15 protein-coding genes and 1 riboswitch are annotated in these 26,852 nt (G+C 67.7%); of the genes, 5 read left to right on the forward strand and 10 right to left on the reverse strand.

The window, feature by feature from the left end; translation table 11 throughout:
• Positions 1 to 101 precede the first annotated feature (101 nt).
• The 4 genes from xth to AC1VXD_RS14725 all read right to left on the reverse strand — a co-directional run bounded on the left by xth (position 102) and on the right by AC1VXD_RS14725 (position 5,763).
• The gene (gene xth, locus AC1VXD_RS14710; protein WP_482992665.1) at positions 102 to 869 is read right to left on the reverse strand and encodes an exodeoxyribonuclease III; all 768 of its coding nucleotides are present in this window, start codon (positions 867 to 869) and stop codon (positions 102 to 104) included.
• 96 nt (positions 870 to 965) lie between these two features.
• Entirely contained in the window at positions 966 to 2,375 is a 1,410-nt protein-coding gene (locus tag AC1VXD_RS14715) for a coniferyl aldehyde dehydrogenase (protein WP_482992666.1), read from the reverse strand.
• Between the two features lie 225 nt (positions 2,376 to 2,600).
• Positions 2,601 to 4,256: an MFS transporter gene (locus tag AC1VXD_RS14720; RefSeq protein ID WP_482992667.1), complete on the reverse strand. Its 1,656-nt coding sequence runs from the start codon at positions 4,254 to 4,256 to the stop codon at positions 2,601 to 2,603.
• 79 nt (positions 4,257 to 4,335) lie between these two features.
• Positions 4,336 to 5,763 (reverse strand): DcaP family trimeric outer membrane transporter, encoded by a 1,428-nt coding sequence (locus AC1VXD_RS14725; RefSeq protein ID WP_482992668.1) that lies wholly within the window; start codon positions 5,761 to 5,763, stop codon positions 4,336 to 4,338.
• A gap of 244 nt (positions 5,764 to 6,007) precedes the next feature.
• Between AC1VXD_RS14725 and acs the strand changes: the two genes are divergently transcribed.
• Both acs and AC1VXD_RS14735 read left to right on the forward strand, forming a co-directional pair.
• Positions 6,008 to 7,951: an acetate--CoA ligase gene (gene acs, locus AC1VXD_RS14730; protein ID WP_482992669.1), complete on the forward strand. Its 1,944-nt coding sequence runs from the start codon at positions 6,008 to 6,010 to the stop codon at positions 7,949 to 7,951.
• Between the two features lie 80 nt (positions 7,952 to 8,031).
• On the forward strand, positions 8,032 to 8,697 hold the full coding sequence (locus tag AC1VXD_RS14735) for a response regulator transcription factor (RefSeq protein ID WP_006477308.1): 666 nt from the start codon (positions 8,032 to 8,034) through the stop codon (positions 8,695 to 8,697).
• Positions 8,698 to 9,262: 565 nt separating this feature from the next.
• Here the strand turns inward: AC1VXD_RS14735 and AC1VXD_RS14740 are convergent.
• The 4 genes from AC1VXD_RS14740 to AC1VXD_RS14755 all read right to left on the reverse strand — a co-directional run bounded on the left by AC1VXD_RS14740 (position 9,263) and on the right by AC1VXD_RS14755 (position 16,549).
• Entirely contained in the window at positions 9,263 to 9,718 is a 456-nt protein-coding gene (locus AC1VXD_RS14740; RefSeq protein WP_482992670.1) for an REP-associated tyrosine transposase, read from the reverse strand.
• A gap of 114 nt (positions 9,719 to 9,832) precedes the next feature.
• On the reverse strand, positions 9,833 to 10,408 hold the full coding sequence (locus AC1VXD_RS14745) for a manganese efflux pump MntP (protein WP_079224342.1): 576 nt from the start codon (positions 10,406 to 10,408) through the stop codon (positions 9,833 to 9,835).
• A gap of 89 nt (positions 10,409 to 10,497) precedes the next feature.
• A riboswitch (yybP-ykoY riboswitch) is annotated at positions 10,498 to 10,587 on the reverse strand.
• Positions 10,588 to 10,782: 195 nt separating this feature from the next.
• The gene (locus AC1VXD_RS14750; protein WP_482992671.1) at positions 10,783 to 14,229 is read right to left on the reverse strand and encodes a hybrid sensor histidine kinase/response regulator; all 3,447 of its coding nucleotides are present in this window, start codon (positions 14,227 to 14,229) and stop codon (positions 10,783 to 10,785) included.
• A 172-nt stretch (positions 14,230 to 14,401) separates the two neighbouring features.
• Positions 14,402 to 16,549: a S46 family peptidase gene (locus AC1VXD_RS14755; protein WP_482992672.1), complete on the reverse strand. Its 2,148-nt coding sequence runs from the start codon at positions 16,547 to 16,549 to the stop codon at positions 14,402 to 14,404.
• Between the two features lie 145 nt (positions 16,550 to 16,694).
• Between AC1VXD_RS14755 and AC1VXD_RS14760 the strand changes: the two genes are divergently transcribed.
• The 3 genes from AC1VXD_RS14760 (at position 16,695) to AC1VXD_RS14770 (ending at position 21,083) form a co-directional block, all read left to right on the forward strand.
• Complete coding sequence (locus AC1VXD_RS14760; RefSeq protein WP_482992673.1) at positions 16,695 to 18,383, forward strand: Hsp70 family protein; 1,689 nt, start codon at positions 16,695 to 16,697, stop codon at positions 18,381 to 18,383.
• Positions 18,380 to 19,768 carry a hypothetical protein gene (locus tag AC1VXD_RS14765; RefSeq protein ID WP_482992674.1) on the forward strand — a complete coding sequence of 463 codons (1,389 nt, stop codon included), beginning with the start codon at positions 18,380 to 18,382 and terminating at the stop codon, positions 19,766 to 19,768. The genes AC1VXD_RS14760 and AC1VXD_RS14765 overlap by 4 nt, the downstream gene beginning before the upstream one ends.
• A gap of 208 nt (positions 19,769 to 19,976) precedes the next feature.
• Positions 19,977 to 21,083, forward strand: a complete 1,107-nt coding sequence (locus tag AC1VXD_RS14770) for a hypothetical protein (RefSeq protein WP_482992675.1) — start codon at positions 19,977 to 19,979, stop codon at positions 21,081 to 21,083.
• 23 nt (positions 21,084 to 21,106) lie between these two features.
• Here the strand turns inward: AC1VXD_RS14770 and AC1VXD_RS14775 are convergent, their stop codons facing one another.
• Together AC1VXD_RS14775 and AC1VXD_RS14780 are read right to left on the reverse strand one after the other, a co-directional pair.
• Complete coding sequence (locus tag AC1VXD_RS14775) at positions 21,107 to 24,967, reverse strand: translocation/assembly module TamB domain-containing protein (RefSeq protein ID WP_482992676.1); 3,861 nt, start codon at positions 24,965 to 24,967, stop codon at positions 21,107 to 21,109.
• Positions 24,964 to 26,760, reverse strand: coding sequence for an autotransporter assembly complex protein TamA (locus AC1VXD_RS14780; RefSeq protein ID WP_482992677.1), 1,797 nt, complete (start codon positions 26,758 to 26,760; stop codon positions 24,964 to 24,966). Before AC1VXD_RS14780 ends, AC1VXD_RS14775 begins: the two co-directional genes overlap by 4 nt.
• Between the last annotated feature and the right edge of the window lie 92 nt (positions 26,761 to 26,852).

Genomic DNA, 26,852 nt, shown 5'->3' on the forward strand with positions numbered 1-26,852 from the left:
CACCCGCAATAGCTTACGGTCAACTGCGGGGTAGCGCCGGGCCATGCCCGGCGTTTCGCTGCCGCCGCTGCGCGCGCCGGGATTGGCCCGACGCTACCGCTTCAACCGATCTCGACCCACGCCGGCGCATGGTCGCTGGGGCGCTCCCAGGTGCGCGGCTCGCGGTCGATGCCCGAGGCCGCCGCACTGGCCTTCAGCGCATCGGAGACCAGGGTCAGGTCGATGCGCAGGCCGAGGTTCCGGCGGAAGCCGGCGGCGCGGTAATCCCACCAGCTGAACACGCCGGCCTCGTCGTTGTGCAGGCGGAACGCATCATGCAGGCCGAGCTGCAGCAGCTTCTGCAGCGCACCGCGCTCGGCGGTGGAGGTCAGGATGTGGTTCTCGTTCCAGACCTCGGGGTCGTGCACGTCGCGCACGTCCGGGGCGATGTTGAAGTCGCCCATCACGATCAGCTTGGGATGGCGCTGCAGTTCCTGCGCGATCCAGGCATGCACCGCTTCCAGCCAGCGCAGCTTGTACTCGTACTTGTCGGTGCCGACGTCCTGGCCGTTCACCACGTACAGGTTGATCACACGCAGGTCGCCGAAGGTACCGGCGATGACGCGCTTCTGCTCGTCCTCGAAGCCGGGGATGCCGATCTGCACGTCCTGCGCCGGATCTCGCGACAGCAGCGCCACGCCGTTATAGGTTTTCTGGCCGGCGAACACGCTGCGGTAGCCCGCGGCGATCAGCGCCGAATCGGGGAACTTGTGGTCCTCCAGCTTGGTTTCCTGGATACCGACGATATCCGGGCCGAAATCCTTGAGCCACTGCTCCAGGTGCGGCAGGCGGACATTGAGCGAATTGACGTTCCACGAGGCGATTTTCATGGGGGTCATTCTACCCGGGTGGGATTTGGTAGGCGCCAAACTTGGTTGGCGCCCACCAGAGCAGATCCCGTCAGTAGAGCCACGCCATGCGTGGCTTCACCGGACCAGCAGCTTCAACAACCCCGCAATCTTCGAATACGGCGGCCGCAGCCGGTCACTGGCCGCCCAGCGCGACTGCCAGAGCACCGGCAGCCGCTTGCTCATGGCATCGAACCCGGCCCGGCCGTGGTACGCGCCCATGCCACTGGCCCCCACCCCGCCAAACGGCAGGCCGTCGGCGGCGAAGTGCAGCAGCGTGTCGTTGACCGTCACCCCGCCGGCCACCACCTGGCCAAGGATGCGCTCCACCGTGGCCGTGTCATGGCTGAAGGGATACAGCGCCAGCGGCCGGTCGCGCGACAGTACATCGGCCAGCGCGGCTTCCAGGTTGGGGTAGGCCCGCACCGGCAGGATCGGCCCGAAGATTTCCTCGCGCATCAGGTCCAGGTCATCCGGCGGGTCCAGCACCACGGTCGGCACCAGCAGGCGTTCACGATCGGCGCGCGCCGCGTCCACCTGCGCCAGCGGAATGACCGGCACGCCGCGCTCGCGTGCCTGCGCCAGATAACCTTGCAGGCGCTGGTACTGGCCCTCGTTGATGATGCGCGTGTAATCGCCGGCATCGCTGAAGTCGCCGTAGCGCTCGCGCACCTGCTGCTGCAGCGCCTGCACGAACTCACGCTGGCGCGCGGTGTCGATCAGCACGTAGTCCGGCGCGATGCAGGTCTGGCCAGCGTTGAACCACTTGCCGGTGGCCAGCCGCGCGGCGGCCTTTTCCAGCGGGAAATCGCGGCAGACAATCGCCGGCGACTTGCCGCCCAGCTCCAAGGTCAGCGGCACCAGATGCTCGGCTGCGGCGGCCATCACCTTGCGGCCGACGGCGGTCGAACCGGTAAACAACAGATGGTCCAGCGGCAGCGAGGACACCGCCGCGGCCACGTCCGCCCCGCCCTGGACCACTGCCACCCGATCAGGCGCGAACACATTGGCCAGCAGATCGGCCAGGAACGCGCTGGTGCGCGGGGTGTGTTCGGAGGGCTTCAGCAGCACGTGGTTGCCCGCGGCGATGGCCGTGACCAGCGGCACCAGCGCCAGCGTGACCGGGTAGTTCCAGGGCGAGATCACGCCGACCACGCCCAGCGGCGTCGGCCGCAGCTGCGCGCGCGCCGGCCACAGCTTCCAGCCGGCCGATGCCCGCTGCGGCTTCGACCAGCGCCGCAGGTGCCGGCGCAGGTGGTCGATGGCCGACAGCACGCTCATGCCATCGGCCAGCTTCGATTCGACGTGGGCGCGGTGACCGAAGTCCTCGGCGATGGCCTGGGCCATTTCATCCATGCGCGTCTGCAGCGCCTCGCGCAGGCGTCGCAGGTCCGCGTCGCGCTGGTCGAGCGAAGGGCGCTGGGCCTGCCAGGCGCTGCGCAGGGTCTGCAGGATGGCGGGGAGGTCGGCTGGGGCGGTGGTGGTCATGGGCCGACTATACGGCGTGCGGGATCGCGCAACCGTCGTCTCGATGGGGTGCTGTACCGCGCCGCGGTAGGGTCCACCGTTGGTCGACTGTCGCGCGGAGCGCGCGTTTTCAACAATCCCGCCAAGAGCAGTCGACCAACGGTCGACTCTACCCCGACGCATTCCCGCAAACAGAAAGGCCGTGGTCTTCACCACGGCCTTTCCTTCATCCGATGAACATCACGCTTACTTGGTGATGTCCACGTTCCTCGTTTCGCGCAGGAACAGGCCGCCGATCACCACCGACATCAGCGCGATGATGATGGGATACCACAGGCCGTAGTACAGGTTGCCGGTACCGGCCACCAGCGCGAAGGAGATCGCCGGCAGGAAGCCACCGAACCAGCCGTTGCCGATGTGGTACGGCAGCGACATCGAGGTGTAGCGGATGCGGGTCGGGAACAGTTCGACCAGGTAGGCGGCGATCGGGCCGTAGACCATGGTCACGTACAGCACCAGCAGCCACAGCATGAAGATCGTGCCGGCGATGTTGATGCGCGAGCCATCGGCCTTGGCCGGGTAGCCCGCCGTGGTCAGTGCACCCTTCAGTTCGGCACCGAAGGCATCGGCCTTGGTCTTGCCCTCTTCCTTGGTCAGGCCGGCGGCCTCGTACGAGGTGACGCTGGCGCTGCCCACGTTCACCACGGCCAGCGAACCGGCAGCTGCCGGCTGCACGTCATACGGCACACCGGCCTTGGTCAGCGCGGCGGTGGCAACGTCGCAGGAGCTGGTGAACTTGCGCAGGCCCACCGGATCGAACTGGAACGAGCAGGTGCTCGGATCAGCCACAACCAGTGCCGGCGAGTTGCTGCGGGCTTCTTCGATGGCCGGGTTGGCGAAGTGGGTCAGGCCCTTGAAGATCGGGATGTAGGTAACGGCGGCCAGCAGGCAGCCTGCCAGGATGATCTTCTTGCGGCCGATACGGTCGGACAGCCAGCCGAAGAAGATGAAGAACGGCACGCCCAGCGCCAGCGCGACAGCGATCAGCAGGTAGGAGGTGGTGGCGTCGACTTTCAGCATGCTGCTCAGGAAGAACAGCGCGTAGAACTGGCCGCCGTACCAGACCACGGCCTGGCCGGCCGCGGCACCCAGCAGGACCAGCAGCATCAGCTTCAGGTTGCCGCCCTTCAGGCTGTCACGGAACGGGGTCTTGGAGCCCTTGCCCTCGGACTTCATCTGCTGGAACAGCGGCGACTCGCTCAGCTGCAGGCGGATCCACACCGACACGCCCAGCAGCACGATCGAGACCAGGAACGGAATGCGCCAGCCCCAGGCTTCGAAGGCTTCATTGCCCAGGAAGTAGCGGCAGGCCAGGATGATCAGCAGCGACATGAACAGGCCAAGCGTGGCGGTGCACTGGATGAAGCTGGTGTACAGGCCACGCTTGTCCGGCGGTGCATGTTCGGCCACGTAGGTGGCCGCTCCACCGTACTCACCACCCATCGCCAGGCCCTGGGCCAGGCGCAGCACGATCAGGATCACCGGTGCGGCGAAGCCGATCGAGGCGTAGTTGGGCAGCACACCGACCAGGAAGGTCGAGATGCCCATGATGAGGATGGTGACCAGGAAGGTGTACTTGCGGCCGATGCGGTCGCCGAGGCTGCCGAAGAAGGCCGCGCCGAACGGACGCACGAAGAAGCCGGCGGCGAAGGCCAGCAGGGCGAAGATCATGCCCGTGGTTTCGTTGACGCCACTGAAGAACTGCTTGGCGATGATCGCGGCAAGCGAGCCATACAGGAAGAAGTCATACCACTCGAAAACAGTGCCCAGGCTGGACGCGAAGATGACCTTCTTGTGTCCCTGGGTAAGTTGGGCTTTCGCCGGTGCAGGTGTTGCTGACATGTGACGCTTCCCCTCTGTAGTGCCGACCGTTGGTCGGCAATCATGTTCTGGTAGGTGCCGACCGTTGGTCGGCACTCATTTAAAAACTGTACTTCGTGGTGAACTGCACGCGGTTGATATCGCCCTTGCGCCCATCCTCGATCTCACGCACGCCGTACATGTACTCGGCACCGACATCGACCTTGGGCATCGGCGTGTAGAAGATGTTGCCGCGGATGCTCTGCACGCTCTTGGTGACCAGCGGCCCCAGGCTGCCATCGTTGTCGTAGTCGCTGCGGGCGTAGATCAGGTTGGTGCGCAGCTTCGGCGAGAAGACATGGCGCCAGCCCACGTAGCCGGCCAGCACGCCGGTCGGGTTCAGTTCGTCGCGGGCGATGTCATAGGCGGTATCCGCAGTGACGCCGAGGCCGATGTAGCGGGCGATGCCCTCGCCACCGGTCAGCTGGTAGTGCAGCGAATCATTGCCGCCCATCACCCACTTGCCGCCCAGGGTCAGGCCGCCGGCCACCTTGTCGGCCTTGGCGCCGGTGGCCTGGTTGTCGACCTTCAGCTGGCGGACGATGCCGCCGACGCCGAAGGTGCCCCAGTCGCCCTTCCAGCCATAACGCATCGTCAGGTCGGGCAGGCTGCCACGGTCGGAGTTGGCGCTGGCGTTGGTCCACACGCCGGTGACCGGATTGCGGGTACCGGTGAGGGTGGTGGTTTCCGGGTTTTCCAGGGCGACGCTGAAGCCGCCCTGGGTGTAGCGCACCTGCGCCTGGCGCACGAACACCACGCCATCGGTCGGGCCGACGAAGTCGACCGCCTCCGGCAGCGCCGCCGCATCCATGAAGTTGGACCAGGTCTGGCCGGCCAGCCAGTTGTTCCAGTACATGTAGGCGTGGCGCAGGGTCACGCCATAGGTGTTGGTGGAGGTCTGGTTGCCCAGCGAGTTGCCGAAGAAGTCCATCTCGAACATCGCGCCGGACTTGTTGCCCGATTCGCTTACGTTGTCGATGCCGATGTTGAAGCGCGAGAACTTGGCGTGGGCGTTGTAGTCCACGTCCGAGCGCTTGCCCGAGCCGCCGGCACCGGCCACCGGGGTCTGGCCCGGCAGGTACAGCGCGCGGCCGGTGGCATCGTCGGCCAGCTGGCCATCGCTGGTCTGGGTGGCCAGGAAATCGGCCTTGATGAAGCCGCCGATCTTGACCGTGGTGCCCGGCGCGGCGCCCGGGGTGATGGTGGTGACCTGGATCGGCTGCTTGCCGGCCGGCACCTGTACGACCGGCTTCTGCTCGGCCTGCACGGCGCGGACATCGGTCACGGCCTGCTGGGTCTGCACGATCTGGGTCTGCTGTTGCTGCTGCGAAGACAGCAGCGCCTGGACCTGGCGCTCCAGCTCGGCAACGCGTGATTCAAGCGCTTTCTCTTTGGCGGTCTCTGCGAACGCCATGCCCGGTGCGACCAGAGCGACCAGCAGGCAGGCCGCCAAAGGTGTGCGCACGGCTTTCAACGTACGGTGGCTCATGTTGCCCTCTCTCCCAAGTGGCAAGGTGATGCCGCGCGTGGGGCACGGTCGAGCCGAGACTGCGGGGCGTTTATGTATAGCGGTATTCGCCATTGGTCGAACCCGGGCCCGCAGGGCGCCGACTTTCGACCATGGTCTAAGCGCCGTGGTGACGCGACCGGGGGTGGATGGGGCAAACTGGTGGCGGAGGGTCGTTGCGATGCTGCGACCGCACATACAAAGTCAACGTGCAAGTGAGGGTGCCATGGCTGATATCTACCCCGTCGATCCGCAGTTCGCCGCCAAGGCACGCATCGACAAGACGTCTTACGAGCAGCAGTACCAGGCGTCGGTGTCCGACCCGGATGCGTTCTGGGGCAAGGCCGCCGAACGGCTGGACTGGATGCGCAAGCCGGCGAAGATCAAGAACGTCAGCTACGACCTGGCCGATTTCCACATCAAGTGGTTCGAGGACGGCGAGCTCAACGCCAGCGTGAACTGCCTGGACCGCCAGCTCGAGAAGCGCGGCGACAAGACCGCCCTGCTGTTCGAACCGGACGGCCCGGACGCACCGGCACAGCACGTCACCTACCGCGAGCTGTACGAGCGCACCTGCCGCCTCGGCAACGCGCTGCGCAACCTGGGCGTCAAGAAGGGCGACCGGGTCACCATCTACCTGCCGATGATCGTCGATGCGGCCGTGGCCATGCTGGCCTGCGCGCGCATCGGTGCGATCCATTCGGTGGTGTTTGGCGGCTTCGCTCCGAACTCGATCGCCGACCGCGTCAGCGATTGCCAGAGCAAACTGATCATCACCGCCGACGAAGGCCTGCGCGGTGGTCGAAAGATTCCGCTGAAGGCCAACGTCGATGCCGCGCTGAAGCTGCCGGGCACGAACACGGTTGAAACCGTGCTGGTGGTGCGCCACACCGGCGGCGCGGTCGACATGCAGGCCCCGCGCGACCGCTGGTTCCACGATGTGGTGGACAGCCAGCCGTCGACCTGCGAACCCGAGCGCATGAACGCGGAAGACCCGCTGTTCATCCTCTACACCTCCGGTTCCACCGGCAAGCCGAAGGGCGTGCTGCACACCACCGGCGGCTACCTGCTGTACGCGGCCTACACCCATGAAGCGGTGTTCGACCTGCGCGAAGACGACATCTACTGGTGCACCGCCGACGTCGGCTGGGTCACCGGCCACAGCTACATCGTGTACGGTCCGCTGGCCAACGGCGCGACCTCGCTGATGTTCGAAGGCGTGCCGAACTACCCGGACACCTCGCGCTTCTGGAACGTGATCGACAAGCACAAGGTGACGATCTTCTACACCGCCCCGACCGCCATCCGCGCACTGATGCGCGAGGGCGAGGAGCCGGTGCAGAAGACCTCGCGCGCCTCGCTGCGCCTGCTCGGCAGCGTCGGCGAGCCGATCAATCCGGAAGCCTGGCGCTGGTACTACGAGGTGGTCGGCGACAGCCGCTGCCCGATCGTCGATACCTGGTGGCAGACCGAGACCGGCGGCATCCTGATCTCGCCGCTGGCCGGCGCGATGGATCTCAAGCCGGGTTCGGCGACCCTGCCCTTCTTCGGCGTGCAGCCGGCGCTGGTCAATGCCGATGGCGAAGTGCAGGACGGCCCGACCGAGGGCAACCTGATCATCCGTGATTCCTGGCCGGGCCAGATGCGCACGGTGTACGGCGACCACCAGCGCTTCATCGACACCTATTTCCGCACCTACCCGGGCAGCTACTTCACCGGCGACGGTTGCCGCCGCGATGAAGACGGCTACTACTGGATCACCGGCCGCGTGGACGATGTCATCAACGTGTCCGGCCACCGCATCGGCACCGCCGAAGTGGAAAGCGCGCTGGTGTCGCACCCGAAGGTGGCCGAGGCCGCTGTCGTCGGCTTCCCGCACGACGTCAAGGGCCAGGGCATCTACGCCTACGTGACCCTGGTGGCCGACGAAGCCCCCAGCGACGAGCTGCACAAGGAACTGGTCGCTTGGGTGCGCAAGGAAATCGGCCCCATCGCCACGCCGGACCACCTGCAGTGGGCACCGGGCCTTCCCAAGACCCGTTCGGGCAAGATCATGCGCCGCATCCTGCGCAAGATTGCCGAGAACGCGCCGGACCAGCTTGGCGACACCTCGACCCTGGCCGATCCGTCGGTGGTGGCGTCGCTGGTGGACGAGCGCAAGGTGCGCTGACGTACGACCCAGGGTCGGATCCCTTTCCGCAAGGAAAGGGCTCCGACCGCATCTGCTTTCCCCCACGGTTCCCCCCGACCATGACCACCCTCCTGATTGCCGATGACCACCCGTTGTTCCGCGAGGCCCTGCGTGGGGCCGTGCAGCGGGTCATCCCCGGCGTGCAGCTGTTCGAGGCCGACAGCGTGGAAGCGCTGTACGCGCTGGCCGACCAGCACAACGACGCCGACCTGGTCCTGATGGACCTCAACATGCCTGGCGCGCAGGGCTTCAACGCGCTGGTGCACATGCGCTCGCTGCACCCTCACCTGCCGGTGGTGGTGGTGTCCGCACGCGAAGAAGCGACGGTGATGCGCCGCGCGCTCGACCACGGCGCGCTGGGCTTCATTCCCAAATCGGCCGACTCGGACACGATCGGCCACGCGCTGGGCACCATCCTCGATGGCGAAACCTGGGCGCCGCCGGAAGCGCACAATGTGCCGCCCACCGGCAGCGAGGAACGCGAAGTCGGCCAGCGCCTGCGCGAACTGACCCCGCAGCAGTTCCGCGTGCTGCAGATGCTCGGCGCCGGCCGCTTGAACAAGCAGATCGCCTACGACCTCAACGTCTCCGAGGCCACGATCAAGGCCCACGTCACCGCCATCCTGCGCAAGCTGGGCGTGACAAACCGCACCCAGGCCGTGCTGATGGCCGGCAAGCTGGCGATCGACGACGACGCCATCGTGCTGCCGCCAGAAGAAGACTGAACTTCCGTTGTAGAGCCGAGCCCATGCTCGGCTGCTGTTGGCCGAAGATCGCGCTGCGCGCGTGAGCCGAGCGCAGGCTCGGCTCTACAGGACTTCGCGGCACCCGCCTTTTGTAGAGCCGAGCCCATGCTCGGCTGCTGTTGGCCGAAGATCGCGCTGCGCGCGTGAGCCGAGCGCAGGCTCGGCTCTACAGGACTTCGCGGCACCTGCCTTTGTAGAGCCGAGCCCATGCTCGGCTGCTGTTCGCCGAAGATCGCGCTGCGCGCGTGAGCCGAGCGCAGGCTCGGCTCTACAGGACTTCGCGGCAACTGCCTTTGTAGAGCCGAGCCCATGCTCGGCTGCTGTTCGCCGAAGATCGCGCTGCGCGCGTGAGCCGAGCGCAAGCTCGGCTCTACAGGACTTCGCGGCACCTGCCTTTGTAGAGCCGAGCCCATGCTCGGCTGCTGTTCGCCGAACACCGCGCTGCGCGCGTGAGCCGAGCGCAGGCTCGGCTCTACAGGACTTCGCGGCACCCGCCTTTTGTAGAGCCGAGCCCATGCTCGGCTGCTGTTCGCCGAATACCGCGCTACTCCTGCAGAGGCCATCTGCTCCAGGCGTGAGGGTACTCGCCAAGAAACGTCGCCAGCCCAGCACGAACCGGATTGGCCGCAATGTACATCGCCTGCGTGCGCAGGCATTCATCGCTGCGCAGCGCGTGGTCGTAGTAGCCCGGCTGCCAGATCGGCGCGTTGGCTTCCACTTGCCTGGCGATGGTCCGTCCGCTTCTGGACTTGAGGATCTGCATGCATCCGGCGAGCGTTCCGCATCGCAGTTCGATCAGCCAGTGCAGATGATCCGGCATGACCACCCACGCCAGGGAGCACGTCCGCCCCGTCCGCTCCACCGTACGGAGTGCCTCGATCAGAAGGTCGACGTTGGCTTCATCGTCGAACCAGCGTCGACGCGCGTATGTCACAGCGGTGATCGCATAGACATTGCCGGTCTGCGACCACCGGCCAGTACGGAGTGCGGGACTGGACATGCCCGAAGACTATGCTGCGCCCGACAGGCTCTCCATCGGGGCAACACCGCATCGCCTGTCGGCCGATGCCTCACCTTGGAGCCGAGCGCAGGCTCGGCTCTACAGCTCCGCGTGTTACGCCACGCCGTGCAGGTGTTCGTACAGGATCGTCGAACCGATGATGACCAGGATCACGCCACCGATGATCTCGGCGCGCTTGCCGACCATGCCACCGAGCACGCGGCCCAGCATGATGCCGGCGGTGACCATGGTCAGCGTGCACAGGCCGATGACCGCAGCCATCACACCGATATGCACGTCCATGAAGGCCAGGCCGATGCCCACGGCCATCGCGTCGATGCTGGTGGCGAAACCGGTCAGTGCCAGCTTCCAGAAACCGTGGTGCTGCGAGGGATCCTCATCCTCTTCGCCGCTGTCCGGGCGCACGCCGTTGATGATCATGTGCACGCCCAGCGCGACCAGCAGGCCGAACGCGATCCAGTGGTCGAAGGCTTCCACGTACTGCAGGGCGGCGCGACCAAGCAGCCAGCCGATGATGGGCGTGATCGCCTCGATGACGCCGAAGATGATGCCGGCGCGCAGTGCATCGCGGAACACCGGCTTGCGCATGGCCGCACCCTTGCCGATCGCCGCAGCGAAGGCATCGGTGGACATGGCGAAGCCGATCAGGAGGATCGAAACAGGAGACATTGGCGGCTGCTGAAGGTCGGGCAAGGACGGACGCACGGCTCGCGCTCGCGCCCAACCTGACGTTGCGCGCGCGGGCCGCTGGTCTCGCCAACCATCATGGTTGTCCACGCCACGGCGCACTGGCCGAGTATGTTGACGTGGACGATTCCTGCGTAGGAATCCGGCTACTCCCCAAGGGGACGCGAAGCTTAGCACCGCGATCCACGCGTGGCGCATTTCCGGGCAAACGCGCAGGCAGGGCTGGTTTGTATAGCGAAGGCTATATTGCCGGGGAAACTGTGGGTGCACGGCGCGATGCAGCCGAGCGTGGGCTCGGCTCTACAGCGCTCCAGCCGAGCATCGGCTCGGCTCTACAGAGGATTTCAGGCTCCGCGTTACCTTGCGTCGCGCAGCGCGCCGAGGAAGGCGCGCAGCGAGGCCGGCTTGATTGGCTTGGTCAGCACCCGGTAACCGCGCTCGCGGGCCATGCGCTTCAGCTCGTCGCGGCCGTCGGCGGTCAGCAGCGCGCCCGGCAACGGATAGCCGGCCGCTTCGCGCAGGGCCACCAGCGCGTCCAGGCCATCCATGCGGTCGTGCAGGTGGTAGTCCACCAGCATCACCTGTGGCTGCTCGGCCACCCTTTCCAGCGCCTGGTCCACCGTGGATGCGGTGATCACCTGCACCTGCCAGCGGCCCAGCAGCGCGCGCATGCCGTCGAGAATCTCCTCGTCGTTGTCCACGCACAGCACGCGCATGCCGGCCAGCGAATCGCTGCGCACCGGCGGTGCGGCGGCCTGGGCGGGCAGCAGCGGCTCGCTGTAGCCCGGCAGCGGCGCCACGCGCGGCAGAATGATCGAGAACATCGAACCGCTGCCGACCCGGCTGCGCGCATTGAGGCGGTGGTCCAGCAGGCGCGAAATGCGCTGGCAGATCGACAGGCCCAGGCCCAGCCCCTGCTCGCCCCAGTCGAAGGGCTGCTGGTAGCGATGGAACTCGTCGAAGATCTGCCGCATGTGGTGCTCGGGGATGCCCGGGCCGGTATCCCACACCTGCAGCTCCACTTCATCGCCACGCTGGCGCACGGCCAGCACGATGCGGCCCTGGCGGGTGTAGCGCAGCGCATTGGCGAGGAAGTTCTGCAGCACGCGGCGCAGCAGGCGGCGGTCGCTGCGTACCCAGGTGGTGCGCGCGAACAGGTCCAGGCGCAGGCCGCGCCCCGCCGCCACCGGGGTGTACTGTGCAGCCAGTTCGCGCATCAGCGCGCTCACGTCGAACTCACCGATTACCGGATGCAGGCCACCGGCATCCAGCCGCGAGACGTCCAGCAGGCCATCCAGCAGTTCTTCGGCCGCACGCAGCGAGGCATCCACGCGCTCGGCCAGGTGCTTCTGTTCGTCGCTCACATGGTCACTATCACGCAATGCCGAGGCGAACAGGCGCGCAGCGTTCAGCGGCTGCAGCACGTCATGGCTGATCGCCGCCAGGAAGCGGGTCTTCGACTGCTGCGCGACCTCGGCTTCGTGCGAGCGTTCGGCCACGCGCTGTTCCAGTGTTTCGTTGGCTTCCAGCAGCGCTTTTTCCACGTGCTTGTAGTCGGTGATGTCGTTGTAGCTGGTCACGTAACCGCCGCCAGGCAGGGCTTGGCCGCGCATCTCGATCACCTTGCCGTCGCTGCGCGTACGCTCGAACACGTGCGGTGAACCGGCGCGCATGTAGCCGATGCGACGGTTGATCTGCACTTCGATATCGCCTTCGCCAAGCTCACCGCGTTCGGCGTTGTAACGGATCAGGTCGGCCACGGGGCGGCCCACGTAGAGCATGCCGTCGGGGTAGCCGAACATGTCCTGGTAGCGGCGGTTCCAGGCGGTCAGGCGCATGTCCGGGTCGACCACGCTGACGCCCGCGCTGATGTTTTCGAGCGTGGTGGACAGGATCTCGCGGTTGAAGCGCAGCTCCTGCCCCGCTTCGTCCAGCACCGCCACCACTTCCCCGAGGTCCATGCCCGAGCCGCGCAGCAGGCTGGTCAGCAGCAGGCGCGCGGACGCGGCGCCGATGGACGCGGCCAGCAGGCGCTCGGTGAACTGCACCCAGGGCCGGTCCGCCGGCGCCGTCGACTGCAGCTCGCGCCCCAGCGACTGCGCCTGTTCATAGAACGAGCGCCGTGCGTGGCGCTCGCCGACCACACGCGAGGCCAGTGCCAGCAGGTCACCCACGTGCACATGACCGGGCCAGCCGCCGGCCACCGAGGGTCGCTCGGCATAGGGATCGAGGAAGGGCGCGGCGCGCAGGCGTTCGTCCACGCCCGGACGCCAGCGCGCGGACACCAGCATCATCGTGGCCACGTTGACCAGCAGCGACCAGAACGTGCCATGGGTCAGCGGGTCCCAGCCGGTCATGCCGAACAGCTGGTGCGGACGCAGCCACTCCACGCCGAACGGCCCGTGCCGCACCCAGGTCGCATCCACCCAGCCAGCCATGGTCATCGCCGGCAGCAGCAGCGTGTATATCCACGTGGCAAAGCCCAGCACCATGCCAGCCTCGACGCCGCGACGGCTGGCGCCGCGCCAGTACAGGCCACCGATCAGGCCCGGCGCGAACTGCGCCACCGCAGCGAAGGCCATCAGGCCGTACGAGGCCAGGCTGCTGTCGTTGCTGCTGCTGCGGTAGTAGCTGTAGGCCATCAGCGCCAGCAGCAGGATCGCCATGCGGCGGATCCACAGCACGCGCGAGGCCATGTCGGCTGCTTCCTGGTGGTCGCCACTGCGGCGCAGCAGCACCGGCATCACCAGGTCGTTGCTGACCATGGTGGCCAGCGCGATGGAGGCCACGATGACCATGCCGGTGGCGGCCGAGAAGCCGCCGACGTAGGCGATCAACGCCAGCGCGTTGCGCCCTTCGGCGAGCGGCAGGGCCAGCACCATCGCATCGTCGGCCACGGTCCCCCCGGTGCCGAACAGGGTGACGCCGGCCGTGGCGATCGGCAGCACCATCGCCGAGATCAGCACCAGGTAGCCGCCGAACATCCAGCGCGCGCGGCGCACGTCACGCACGTCGCCGCACTCGACCACGGCCACGTGGAACTGCCGCGGCAGGCAGATGATGGCGAGGAAACTGAGCAGCGTCTGCGAGATGAAGCCCACCGGCGGCAGGCCGGTGAACAGCGTATGCACCGACTGCACCACCGCATCGGTGCGGTTGCTCAGCCACAGGTAGGCGAACACGCCCACCGCCAGCATCGCCAGCAGCTTGATGACCGATTCGAAAGCGATGGCCAGCATCATGCCGTGGTGATGCTCGGTGGCATCGACCTGGCGAGTACCGAACAGGGTCGCGAACAGGGCCATCAGCAGCGCCACGTACAGGGCCGGGTCGGTGAAGAAGCCGGTGGGGCCGGTGTTGCCGGTCAGCACCTGCAGGCTCATCGCCACCGCTTTGTACTGCAGCGCCAGGTACGGAACGATGCCGATCAGGGCGATGATCGCCACCAGCGCGGCCAGCCGCCGCGAGCGGCCGAAGCGCGAGGAGATGAAATCGGCGATGGACACAACGTTCTGGCTGCGCGCCACCAACGCCAGGCGCTCGATGATGCGCCAGCCGAACAGCAGCATCAGCAGCGGGCCGATGTAGATCGGCAGGTAGCCCACGCCGTGGCGGACCGCGGTGCCTACCGCGCCGTAGAAGGTCCACGACGAGCAGTACACGGCCAGCGCCAGGCTGTAGACGACGGGCCGCAGCCACGGCCGGTCGGGGTACATCGGCCGACGGTCGCCCCACCACGCCACGCCGAACAGCAGCGCGGCATAGGCAACCGAGACCAGCAGCAGGATCCAGCTGGAGACCACGCGCGCGTTTCCGTCAGGACAGGGGCCAGTAGATCACGACCGTTGGGCGGGAGGGTAGGTCGCGACCGTTGGTCGTGACGGGGCATCCGTGCCCACTGACAGTGGGCACCCACCAGATGAGGTGGACGGTGGGCACCCACCAAAGGAGGTAGGCACCCACCCGCAACCGGCCTTATTCCGCCGGGACGCCCATTTCCTTCAGCAGTTCCGGCGCCGGGTAGACCTTGGCCAGCAGCCAGCGCAGGTAGCGCATGTCGACGTGCACGGCACGCTTGAAGCGCGGGTCGAACCACCAGCTGGCGCTGACCGATTCCCAGTTGCTGTCGAAGTTCAGGCCGATCAGTTCGCCTTTGGCGTTGAGCACCGGCGAGCCGGAGTTGCCGCCAGTGGTGTCCAGGTTGGTCAGGAAGTTGACCGTCTGGGTCTTCAGCGCCGGGTCGGCGGTGCTGCCGAAATCACCCTTGGCGATGGCCGCCAGCAGCGGCTTGGGCGCATCGAACGGGTAGGCGTTGGTGTTCTTCTCGACGATGCCGGCCACGGTGGTCACCGGCGAGTAGGTCACGCCGTCACGCGGGTGCAGCGCTTCCACCTTGCCGTAGCTGATGCGCAGGGTGCGGTTGGCATCCGGGTACACCGCGCGGCCCTGTTTGGCACGCCAGGCGAACAGCGCCTGCATGTAGGCCGGGCGCAGGCGCAACTGCTCGCCTTCGCGGGTCTTGCTCTCGTTCTCGATGCGCAGCTGCGCGGCCACCAGCGGGCCGGCCACGGCGATCAGCGGATCGGCGGCCAGGGCCCTGCCCTCGCGCGCGGCGGCGAAGCGGGACAGGCGCTGTGCCTCATCACCCAGCTGGGTGCCCGCGTACAGGCCGTCCAAGGCCTTGGCCAGCTGTTCCGGGGTACGGCCGAAGGCGGTGTCGAACTCGGCCACGCGCTGCGCGTCCGGCAGCTGCTGGTAGCGGGTCAGCAGGCGGGTCAGCAGGGCTTTCTCCACTTCCGGTGCGTAGCGGCGCTGCACCTGCTTGAGCACGCCCTCGATCATCGCCTGGTCGCGCTGCTGGTAGCCGGTCTCGCGCTGCGCGTCCGGCTTGGCCGATTCGATGCGCAGGCGTTCCAGCAGCAGCGCCGAGCGCAGCAGCTGGGTCTGCAGGGCCATCTGGTCCAGCAGCAGATCGCGCTCGCCCACCGCCGCGCCCTGCGACAGGTTGGCCAGCAGCGCCTTGATGTCGGCCTGGTACCTGCGGTCGGTAGCCGCCAGCATGACGGTTTCGTCGGCCGCACGCTGGGCCTTGGCATCGCTGCGCAGCAGGCCTTCCAGCTCACCGGCGGCGCGCTTGCGGTTGTTCTTCAGCGACTGCAGCTGCGAGGCGTAGCGGGTACGTGCCTGCGCATCGTTGGCGGTGGCCGCCTCGATGGTGTCGATCATCTGCTGGAACACCGAGACGCGGCGCGGCAGCACGGTGTCGATCTGGCCAGCGAATTCGGCCGCAGTGCGGTGGCGGTAGGTGATGCCCGGGTAACCGGCCAGCATCGCGTAATCGCCTTCCTTCGGGCCTTCCACCGACATCTGCAGGTGCGCCGGCGCCTGGTAGGGCACGTTGTCCTTGCTGTAGGCAGCCGGCTTGCCGTCCTTGCCGACGTAGGCACGCAGCAGGGTGAAATCGCCGGTGTGGCGCGGCCACATGAAGTTGTCGATCTCATCGCCGTAGTTGCCGATCGCGCGCGGCGGCGCGTAGACCAGGCGCACGTCGCTCAGTTCCAGCTGGGCAATGCGGTAGAAATCGGTGCCGTAGTACATGTTGGCCACCGAGCAGCGCACGCTGCCGTCCTTCTCGCAGTCGGCCACGATCTGCTTGCTGGCCGCATCGACGGCGTCGAAGTAGGCGCGGCCGGTCTTGCCCTTGGCCTGGGCCAGCACCTGGTCGGTCACCTTGTCGAAGCCGACGGTGACCAGCACGCGGAAGTCGGGATTGGCCGGGCGCTCGTCGGCGCGGCCCTGGGCGATGAAGCCGCCGTTGATGAGGTCGTGCTCGGGCGAGCTGTTGTACTGGATCACGCCCATCGCCACGTGGTGGTTGGTCAGCAGCAGGCCGTCGGCGGAAACGAACGAGGCGGTGCCACCGCCGGCACGCACCACGGCGCTCAGCGGCGGCGCGGTGACGTTGGCCAGCTCGGCCGGGTTGCCCTTGAAACCGGCCGCCTTCAGCGGCTTGGCCAGCTCCGGCAGCTGGGTCGGCATCCACATGCCTTCATCGGCATGGGCGCCTGCGGCGAGGGTCAGGCCCAGGGCCAGGGCGGCAGGAAGGGTTTTGCGGGCAGACATCGGCGTTTCCGGCAGTACAGAACAGCCCGGGACCATAGCCGCTGGGGACCGACGGGGCAACGGCCGATGGTTGGGGGTGGCGCGTTCATCGGCCACGTTGTCGGCCTACAATCGCCATTCCATCACATGCAGTCAGGGAAGCAGCATGATCGTCGGTATCGACCTGGGCACCACCCATTCGCTGGTGGGCATCTACGAGGCGGGCGGCGTTCGACTGTTCCCCAATGCGCACGGCGAGCTGCTGACGCCCTCGGTGGTCAGCCTGGCCGACGGCGCGGTGCTGGTCGGGCAACCGGCGCGCGACCGCCTGGTCAGCCATCCGGCGCACAGCGTGGCGAACTTCAAGCGCTGGATGGGCACCGACCGGCAGACCCGCCTGGGCGACCGCAGCTTCCGCCCCGAGGAGCTCTCGGCGCTGGTGCTGCGCTCGCTGCTGGCCGACGCCGAGGCCGCCCTGGGGCAGAAGGTGGAAGAGGCCGTGATCAGCGTGCCGGCGTACTTCTCCGATGCGCAGCGCAAGGCCACCCGCACCGCCGGCGAACTGGCCGGTATCCGCGTGGAGCGCCTGATCAACGAACCCACCGCCGCCGCTCTGGCCTATGGCCTGCAGCAGCGCGAGGGTGAAGGCCGGGTGCTGGTGCTGGACCTGGGCGGCGGCACCTTCGATGTGTCGATCCTGGAGCTGTTCGACGGCGTGATCGAAGTGCATGCCAGTGCCGGCGACAATTTCCTCGGCGGCGAGGATTTCTCGAGCGTGCTGCTGGAGGCCCTGCTGGCCGACCAGCGCCTGGACCTGGCTACCCTGGCCGACAGCGAGAGGGCGCAGCTGCTGCGCCACCTGGAAATGTTCAAGCGCGAGCTGAGCCACAGCGGCAGCAGCACGCTGGAGCTGACGCTGGGCGAACGCAGGCTGCGCTGGGAACTGGACGAGGCCGGATTCGCCCGGCTGTGCGATCCCCTGCTGCAGCGCATGCGCGGCCCGATCGAGCGGGCGATCCGCGATGCACGGCTGCAGCCGGACGCATTGGACGACATCGTGCTGGTGGGCGGTGCGGTGCGCATGCCGATGGTCAGCCGCCTGGTCACCCGCATGTTCGGCCGGCTGCCGCTGCGCCACGTCCACCCGGACCATGCCATCGCCCTGGGTGCCACCGTCGCCGCCGGCCTGAAGGGACGCAATGAGGCCCTGCGCGAAGTGGTGCTGACCGACGTCTGCCCCTACACGCTGGGGACCCAGGTGTCGCGCCGTATGCCGGATGGGCAATCGCGCGGCGGCTATTTCCATCCCATCATCCAGCGCAACAGCGTGGTGCCGGTCAGCCGCGAGGATCAGTTCTTCCCGATCCACGAGAGCCAGCGCGAAGTCGTGATCGACATCTACCAGGGCGAAAGCCCGACCGTGGACCGCAACATCAAGCTGGGCGAGCTGCGCGTGCCGCTGACCCATCGTGCGCCGATGGAAGAGCGCGGCATCACCACCCGCTTCACCTACGACATCAACGGCCTGCTGCAGGTGGAGGTCACCGAGGATGCCACGGGCCTGCGCCACGAGCTGATCCTGGAACAGAACCCGGGCCTGCTGTCGCCCGAGGAGATCCAGCAGCGCCTGCAGGCCCTGCAGGACCTGAAGATCCATCCGCGCGATGCCCAGCAGAACCTGGCCGTGGTGGCCCGCGCCGAACGCCTGTACGAGGAGTTCATCGATCAGCGCGACATGCTGCAGGGCTGGCTGCTGCAGTTCCGCCACGCGTTGGACGGCCAGGACCTGCACCACATCGAGCAGCAGCGCCGCGAGTTGTCGCAGGCGCTGGACATGCTGGAGCGCGATGCATGAGCTGGGGCCTGGACGTGCTGGAGCTGGACGAGCATGCCGACGAACGCGCGATCAAGCGGGCCTACGCGCAGCGCCTGCGGGTGACCCGCCCGGAGGACGATCCGGTCGCCTTCCAGCAGCTGCATGAGGCGTACCAGGCCGCACTGGCATGGGCGAAGGATCGCGCCGCAGAGGAGGCCCCGTGGCCCGGCAGCGGACCGGAAGCACCACTGCAATGGGCGGCGCCGAGCGTTGCGGACGCGGGTCCGCAGGCGGATGACCACGTGCGGGCCGGCCCGCGCATGGCCGTGGAGGCCATCGCCGGCCGCATCCTGGCCGAAGCCGTGCAGCAGGAGCCGGACGCGCTGCAGGAGTGGCTGGCGCAGCAGCCGGAACTGTGGTCGCTGCAGGGGAAAGCGCGGATCGGTGACGCCCTGCTGGATGCGCTGTTCTCCGCCACCGAGCCGGTGCAGGCCGACAACCTCGATGTGCTGGCCGAACTGTTCGGCTGGGACGAGATCGGCAGCAGCGTGGATCCCTATGCACTGGATGCACGGCGCATGGAGATGCACCGCCAGTGGGTGGTGCAGCCAGGTAACCACCATCGCCTGGCCGAGCTGCTGCATCGCTGCGGATTGCCGAACCCGCCCGCCGCGGCCCGCGAGCATATGGCCTGGCTTTCGCGTCCATGGAATCACTGGCAGGCGCTGCTCACTTCGTTGTCGCCCCAGCGCGGGCGCGACCTCAACCAGACCCTTGATGCCCTGGGCATCGATGACGACACGGCGGTGCCGGCACCGCTGCAGGCCCGCCAGATCGCGTTCTGGCGCGACATCGGCGCGATGCACCGGCTGAACCGCGAGCGCTGGCTGCAGGGACTGCTGCGCGGTGTCGCGTGTGCGGTGATCGCCGCGCTGCTGGTGCTGGCCGTGGGCATGCTTGGGCAGTTTGCCTCGGGTGACGGCGCTGCCGGCATCCATCCGCTGGCCACCTACGCACGGGTGGCACTGTACGCCGCGCTGGCGCTGGTGCTGCTGGGCGCGATTGCCCCCGCGATGCAGACCTTCCTGCACTGGCAGGTGCACGACGAGCAGCCACATCGATCCGCGATCGCGGCGCTGCTGCCGATTCCACTGCTGGCGATCGTGGCCATCGTGCTGATCCACGGGCTGGAGCTGCGCACTGCCGGCACCCTGCTCGCCTGGCCGGTCCTGGGCCTGTCCGTGTGGCGCTGGTGGCGGCGCAGCCACCTGCAGATCCAGTTCAACGGCTGGCTGCTGCTGTCGGTGGTGCCGTTCCTGAAGCTGCTGATCCTCGGCATGAGCTACGCCGAACTGCCGGTCGCACTCGCAATGGCATTGTGGGCGCGCGATGCCTGGACCCAGGTGTGGCGCCGCCAGCGATGAGCGACTGGGTGGCGCTGCTGGGGCTGGACGCCGACGCCGACGAACGCGCCATCAAGCGCGCCTATGCGCGGCAGCTGCGGGTCACCCGGCCCGAAGATGACCCGCTGGCGTTCCAGCGGCTGCACGAGGCCTGCCAGGCCGCGCTGGCGCAACTGGGCGGGCATGCAGCGCCGCCGAAGACCACCCGACGCAGGCACCGAACGATGCGGTGGACGCCGAGGGCGTCGCCGCGCAGCTGCTCGTGGTGGCCGGCCAAGGCGACACCGCCCTGCTCCAGCAGTCGCTGCAGCAGCAACCCGAGCTGTGGTCACTGCACGGCAAGCAGCGCATCGGCGACGCCGTGCTGCAGCGGCTGGTGACCGACGAACCGGCGCTGCCGCGCAGCACCTTCGACACGCTCAGCGAATGTTTCGGCTGGGATGACCCGGTGCGGGGCATGGACCTGCACTGGCTGGATGCCGTGGCGCGTCGCTGCGAGCAGCACTGGCTGCTGTCGCCCGCCGGTGCACAGGCGCTGGCGACCCGCTACCTCGGCATCAGCGAAACGCTGCTGGTGCCCGGCAGCGATGTGCTTCCCAGCCTGCGCGAACATCGCCCGGCCTGGCGCAACCTGCTCAGCACCCTGCAGCCATCGCGTGCGCGCCAGGCGATCAGCCTGCTGGCGGCGCTCGGCTACTGGCATGACTTGCGCGTGCCACGCGGCCTGGATGCCGGGCAGGTCGCGTTCTGGTCGCGCTTCGGGCGCGAGGGGGATGCCATCCATTGGCAGGCCGGTGGCCTGCGCGCCCTGCTGGTCGCGCTGGTCCTCGGGCTGATCTGCACCTGGGCCGTGGTCGCCAGCTGGCCACTGCCGGCCTCGGAGGATGGCGTGCTGGATGGCGGCCAGCGCGCGGCGCTGATCATCGCCGCTGCCGTGCTGCTGGTTCCCGGGCTGTGGTTCACGTCTTACGTCACGCGCGCGATCATCCGCTGGCAGTCGCTGCCGGAGCACGTCGCCACCGCCCTGCCGGGGGTGCGCATCCTGACCATTCCGTTGGCAGTCGCCGCGGTGATGGGGGCGTTCCACCTGGCGCTGCGTTTCACGACCGGGGTTCCGGTGGATTCGCTGGTCCTGCTGGTCTTCGCCAGCGGTGCGGTGCTGCGGATAGCCCGCCAGCGCTTCCTGCAGCGCTGCGGCTCAGCGGAGCAGGACGCGCCCTCCGGCAGCCTGGTGGTGGCGATCGTGCTGATCGTGCCCGCGCTGGTCATGGCCCTGGTCTACTGGGCGAAAGACCTGCACGTCCACCGCGACGCGCTGCGCTGGTTCAACCGCTAGCCGCAGCCACGCATGGCGTGGCTCTACTTCTCGCGACGCCAGTTCAGCGAGCCGCGGTTTTCCACTGTGCTCGACTCCACTTCCACGTCGAAGCCGCGGCGCAGCAGGTACTTCAGGGTCAGCACCGAACCGGCACCGACCATCGACACGCCGTAGCCGACGTACAGCTTGGGCGAGATGTACTTGCCGAAGCCAATCACCGAACCGCCCAGCGCGCGCGACTGGCTCACGCCGGCATCGTCCAGGCCCAGCTTGGCGCCCAGCTGCGAAGCCAGCAGGCCGCTGCCGGCCGACAACGCCGCCGAGGCCGCAGTGACCTGCTGGGTCTGGTCGGTGCTGGCATTGGTCAGGCTACGGCCCAGCACCAGGTAGGCCAGTGCCTCGGACTGCGACATCGCCGGGTCGGACCACACGTCGGCACGCGGCTGCTGCGCGCGACCGGTCACGTCGATGCCGGCGGTGACATCACCGATGCGGCGCTCGGCGCGGATGTTGATGCGCGGATCGGAGACGGCGTTGTAGTTCCAGTTGAGGTTGCCGCGGGTGATGGTCAGGTCCTGGCCATAGGCCTTGTAGCGGCCGCTCACCTCAAGCCCCCCGTTGGCGGTCATCTCGCGGCCGGGCTTGGCCCAGACCTGCATCTTGCCGGTCAGTCCGCCCTTCAGGCCGAAGCCGGTCATCTTCACCTTGTCGCCCAGGCTCACGGTCAGGTCCATGTCCAGCGGCGAGGTGCGTGATTCCTCCGGGTCGGCCGGATCCAGCACCACCACATCCTCGGACACCGAGGTGCCGCGGTCCAGCCGCTCCAGGTCGATGTCGGCCTCAGGCACGTTGACCGTACCGCGCAGCTCCATCGCCGCCTTGGCCAGGGTGAAGTCGAGATCGGGGTTGGCGACGATGCGCAGTTCGCTGGTGTTGGACACCAGCACGTTCTCACCGTGGATCTTCAGCTGCAGCGGCTGCGCATCGCCGAACCAGGACAGGCCGCCGTCGACATACAGCGTGCCCTTGCCCGAGTTGGCCTGCGCGGTGATCTTGGCCGAGCCATCGGGCTGGGCGACGAAGCTACCCTTGCCCTGGTCGAAGGTCAGCCCCAGCGCCGGGAATTCGCCCTTGAAGTTGGTCAACTGCGCGTCGCCGCCCAGCGAGGGCTGGCCACGCGTGCCACGCAGGCTCACGTGGCCTTCGATCAGGCCAGTGGGACGCACGATGTCCGGCGAGAACAGCTCCAGCCAGTACAGCCGCGACATGTTGAGATAGAGCTCGCCGTTCAACGGCGCGCTGGCTTCCCAGCCGGTCTGCATCTTCGCATCGACGAAGCCGTTGCCCTGGAAGCCCATGCCCAGGTAGCCCTTGATGCTGGCCGGGGTCATGTCCAGCTTCAGCGAGAACTGGTCGTAGCGCACCAGTTCGCCGCGGGTGTTGTCGGTGCCGATGCTGCGCAGCTCGCCCAGGCGCACGCCGCCTTCCTTCGAGCGCACTTCCACATGGCCTTCCCAGGCATTGGCGCGCGGACGGATCTGCGCGTCCAGGCTGACATCGCCGCGCAGGTAGATGCGGCGGCCGGACTGCGGCGGCAGCCACGGCTGCACCAGCGCCAGCGGCAGCGCATCACTGCGCACCACCACGCCCTCGCGCGGCCAGTTGGCCTGCGCGCACAGTGCGCCGCCGCCGGTGGTGGCCAGGCAGGCTTCGGACAGCGTGTAGGTGCCGCCGTTGATGGCGAAGGCCGCCGGTGCACGCAGCGACCACGGGTCGCCCTTCATCGGCGCGATGCGCAACGCGGACAGTTCACCGCGCCACTGCGTGCCCTGCTGGCGCACGCTGCCCTGCAGGTCGACCGCGCCCATCTCGTTGCGCGTCTGTGCGGCCAGGCGCAGGTTGGAAACGCTGCCCTGTGCATCCACATTCAAGCGCTCCAGCAGCATGCCGGCGTTGACCTGCTGGCCCTGCACCGCCAGCGTGCCGCTGTCGCCACGCCACGGCAGGTGGCCCTTGATGCTCAGGCTTTCGGCGCCATAGCCATCCCAGTTGAGGTTGTTGCCGACCAGGTCGGCGGTGATATCCGGCGCATCGCGGGGGCCCTTCACCTGCACCTGGCCGCGCAGGCCGCCATCGGCGCCGGGCAGCAGGTCGCTCAGCTGCAGCGGCTCGAAGCGTGCATCGATGTCCAGGCGATCACCGACCTTGCCCGACGCGGTCACCCGGCTGCTGCCCACGGCAAGCTTCAGCTCCCCCTCGCCCTGCTCGCCCTGCAGGGCGAACTTGCCTCGCGCATCGACATTGCGCTGGCGCAACGTGCCCTTCAGCGAGGGCAGGTCCACCGTCGCCTGCAGCGTACCGGCGGTGCCGGCCGGTGCATTGGCCGGCGGCGGCAGCTGCTGGCCCTTGGAGGCCAGATTGCCCGACAGGCGGCCATTCCAGCCCGGCACGAAATAGCCCGGATCGAAGTCCTTCAGCCTGGCCTTGGCATCCCAGTCCAGCTGTGGCGACCAGGCCACCTGGCCCTCCACCTGAAGCTGGCCGCCCGGGGTCTGCGCCTGCAGCTGGTGGATCTGCGCGGCCGTGTCGTTGCCACGCACATCGAAGCGCAGCTGCGCTTTCTGCTGCTCGCGCTGCACGTCGGCGCGGCCAATCGCGGCCCAGGCCTGCAGCGTACCGGCCAGGCCGAAGCGTGCTTCCTTCAGGGTCACCGGCACCGGTGCGCTGCCGGCAGTGTTCGGGTCCGGCGCCGGCACCCAGGTCAGGTTCTGCGCGATCACCGAGAAATCGAGCTTCTGCTGGTCTTCCTGGCTGAAATCGGCGATGCCTTCCAGGCGTGCTTCGCCGCCCAGACCCTTCACCACCAGCGGCGAGACCTTCAGCACCTGGTCCTGCAGCGAAACCACCGACGGTGCCAGTTCCAGTTCCTGCTTACCCTGCTTCACCCGCCCATGCAGGTTGGCGTTGCCGCCCTTGCCCGAGGCGGTGAAATCCAGCGCCAGCGGCGCGATGCCCGAGGTCGCCAGCGCCGGCGACAGCAGCGCCAGGTCCAGTTCGTCGCTGCGGACCGTGGCATTCCAGGTCGGGTCGGTGCGGCCGTCGAACACCAGCATCGCCTTCAGCGGCTGCGGTGCACGGCCGGCCACGGCCACTTCCATGTGCGCGAGGTCGCCGCGCGCGACCAGGCCCAGCGTGGCAGCGGTGCGCCCGCGCGGTGCCGGCAGCACGGCGGTCACGGTCACGTCGGTGTCGTAATCCTTGGCCGGGATGTAGCGGCCCTGGGCGGTGAAATCGCCCATGTCGCTGTCCACGACAAGCTTGTGCGCCTGGAACTCGCCGTTGGCGATCTCGATGCCGCCACGTACGCGGGCGATGTCGATCACCGGTTCGTTGCCCTGGCTGATGCGGAATCCGTCGATGGCGATGACATCGGCCTGGATCGCCAGCGGCATCTCGATCTGCGGTAGCGAATCGGGCCACGACGGCAGCTTGAACGGCTCATCGCTCTTGGCCAGGTTGAGCGTGGCGTTGGTCAGTTCCAGCTTGTCCAGCAGCAGCTTGCGGCCCAGCAGCGGGCGCAGGTCCGGCTCCAGGTGCGCGCGCTCGGCGTGGAAGTGGATGTCGTCGTAGCGGAAATCGACGTTGTACAGGGTCAGCGGGCCGGCCACCGGGCCGTCCGCCTTGTCCCAGGTGAAGCTGGCACCCACCGGCAGCCGCGCTACCACCTGCGCCAGCAGCACATCACGGCCGGCCACGGTCTGCAGCAGCCAGTACACGGCCAGCAACGCCAGCAGCACCAGGCCGATCACGCTTACGCCCGACCACGCCCAGAAACGGCGGCGGCGGTAGAAGCGCACGCGCGGCGGCGGCGGGGTGTGGGTATCCGGGGTTTGCGCGCTCACAGGTCCGCTCCGATGTTCAGGTACAGCTGGAACTGCGAATCCGGGTTGTTCAGGCCGTGCGCGATGTCCACGCGCACCGGGCCCACCGGCGATTTCCAGCGCACGCCGAAGCCCACGCCGGTGTGCAGGTCGATGGTGTTGTCGAACGCGCTGCCGGTGTCGACGAAGACCGCCGCACCCCACGGGCCGCCCTTGAAGTAATGCTCGTACTCCGCCGAACCGACCACCAGATTCTTCGCACCCAGCGCATACTTGTCCGGCGCCGGCGTACGCGGGCCCACCTCACGGAAGGCGTAGCCGCGGATGCTGCGGTCACCACCGGCGAAGTAGCGCAGACTCGGCGGCATCGCGACCAGGTCGCTGGTCCAGGTGGTGCCACCTTCGCCGCGCAGGATCAAGCGGTCGCTCTGCCCCACCGGGATGTACCAGCGCAGCACGGCGTTGGCCTGCACGAAGCTGGTATCCGAACCGGCGCCCTCGATGCCGCCGCGCAGGGTGGCGGTGCCGCTGACGCCGCTGCGCGGGAACAGCGGATCGTCGACGTTGACGTAGTCGGCCACCAGCTGCGGGTAGAGCAGGGTCGAGGTGTTGTAGACCGCGTTGGTGAATTCGGTGCCCGAGGCATAGCGCCAGCGCTCGCGCAGGGCGTTCATCGAGGCGATGGCGGTCCAGTGCTCGTTGATCTGCCCGCTGCGACTGGCGATCAGCTTGAAGTTGCGCAGGTCGATGTAATCGGTCTGCTCATCGTAGGCACTGGCGGTGAAGCCGTACCAGCCGTCGAGCCACTTGAACGCCGGCACGCGGTAGGTGCTGGTCAGGCTCTTGCGCTTCTGCGCATAGTCCAGCTGGGTGTTCATCTTGTGGCCGCGGCTGTTCACGTAGCGCCGCTCGACGCCACCGCGCACACCCGCGCCGCTCTCGCTGCCGTAGCTCAGGCCGGAGGTATAGATGGTGCGCTTGGCCCGGGTCAGCTTCACGTCCACCGGCACTTCGCCGTTCTCGTCGGCCTGGTCGGGCCGTGGCTGGATGTCGATCAGGCTGAAGTAGTCGAGCTTGGTCAGCGACTCGCGCAGGCGGTCCAGCTTGCCTTCGTGGAAGTAGCTGCCCTGCTCCCAGTACACCAGCGGGTCGAACAGCTTGTCGACGAAGTAATCCTGCTCGAAGGTCACCGGGCCCATGTTGTAGCGACGGCCGCTGTCCCAGGTCAGGTCGATGTCGGCAGCGTTCTCGGCGCGGGTCACCTGCACCTGGCGCTGCGTGTAATCAGCATCGAAGTAGCCGCGCTCGGCCAGGCGCCGGGTAATGGTGATCTTGCTGGCTTCGTACTGGGTGTGTTCGAAGCGCTGGCCCTTGCGCGGCTTGAACGCGGCCAGGTCATCCTGCAGGTACTGGTCGTACATGGCAGGGCCGGTGATGTCGATGTGCTCGCGGCGCACGCGCACCGGCTCGCCCTTCTCCACCCGGATATGCACCTGCACGCGCTCGTCCTGGCGGGGCGCTTCCACGGTGATCACAGGGTTGTAGTAACCGAACGGTTCGAGCGCCTCGCGGGTCTGCCGCTCGGCCTGCGACAGCAGGTATTCCAGCCGCGACTCGCCCTGTTCCTTGCCGATGGTGTCGTACAGCGTCAGCGATTCCTGGATGTTCTCGATGATCGCGGCGTCGTCGCCCTTGTCCAATCCCTTGATGTCCACCTTGTCGATGGTGCCGCGCGCATGGGCCACGGAAGTGGTGGCCAGGGTCAGGACCATCAGCGGGAGGGCGTATTTCTTTGGCTGCATGCGGCACAGCATACCGACCGCGCGTGACGATGCGAACTGCAGCGCGCGAATGGGGATCGGTTGTTAAGTGACAGTCAAAATACGCAGCTTTGTTCGCGTTATCC

The organism is Stenotrophomonas sp. STEN054 (assembly GCF_056854535.1).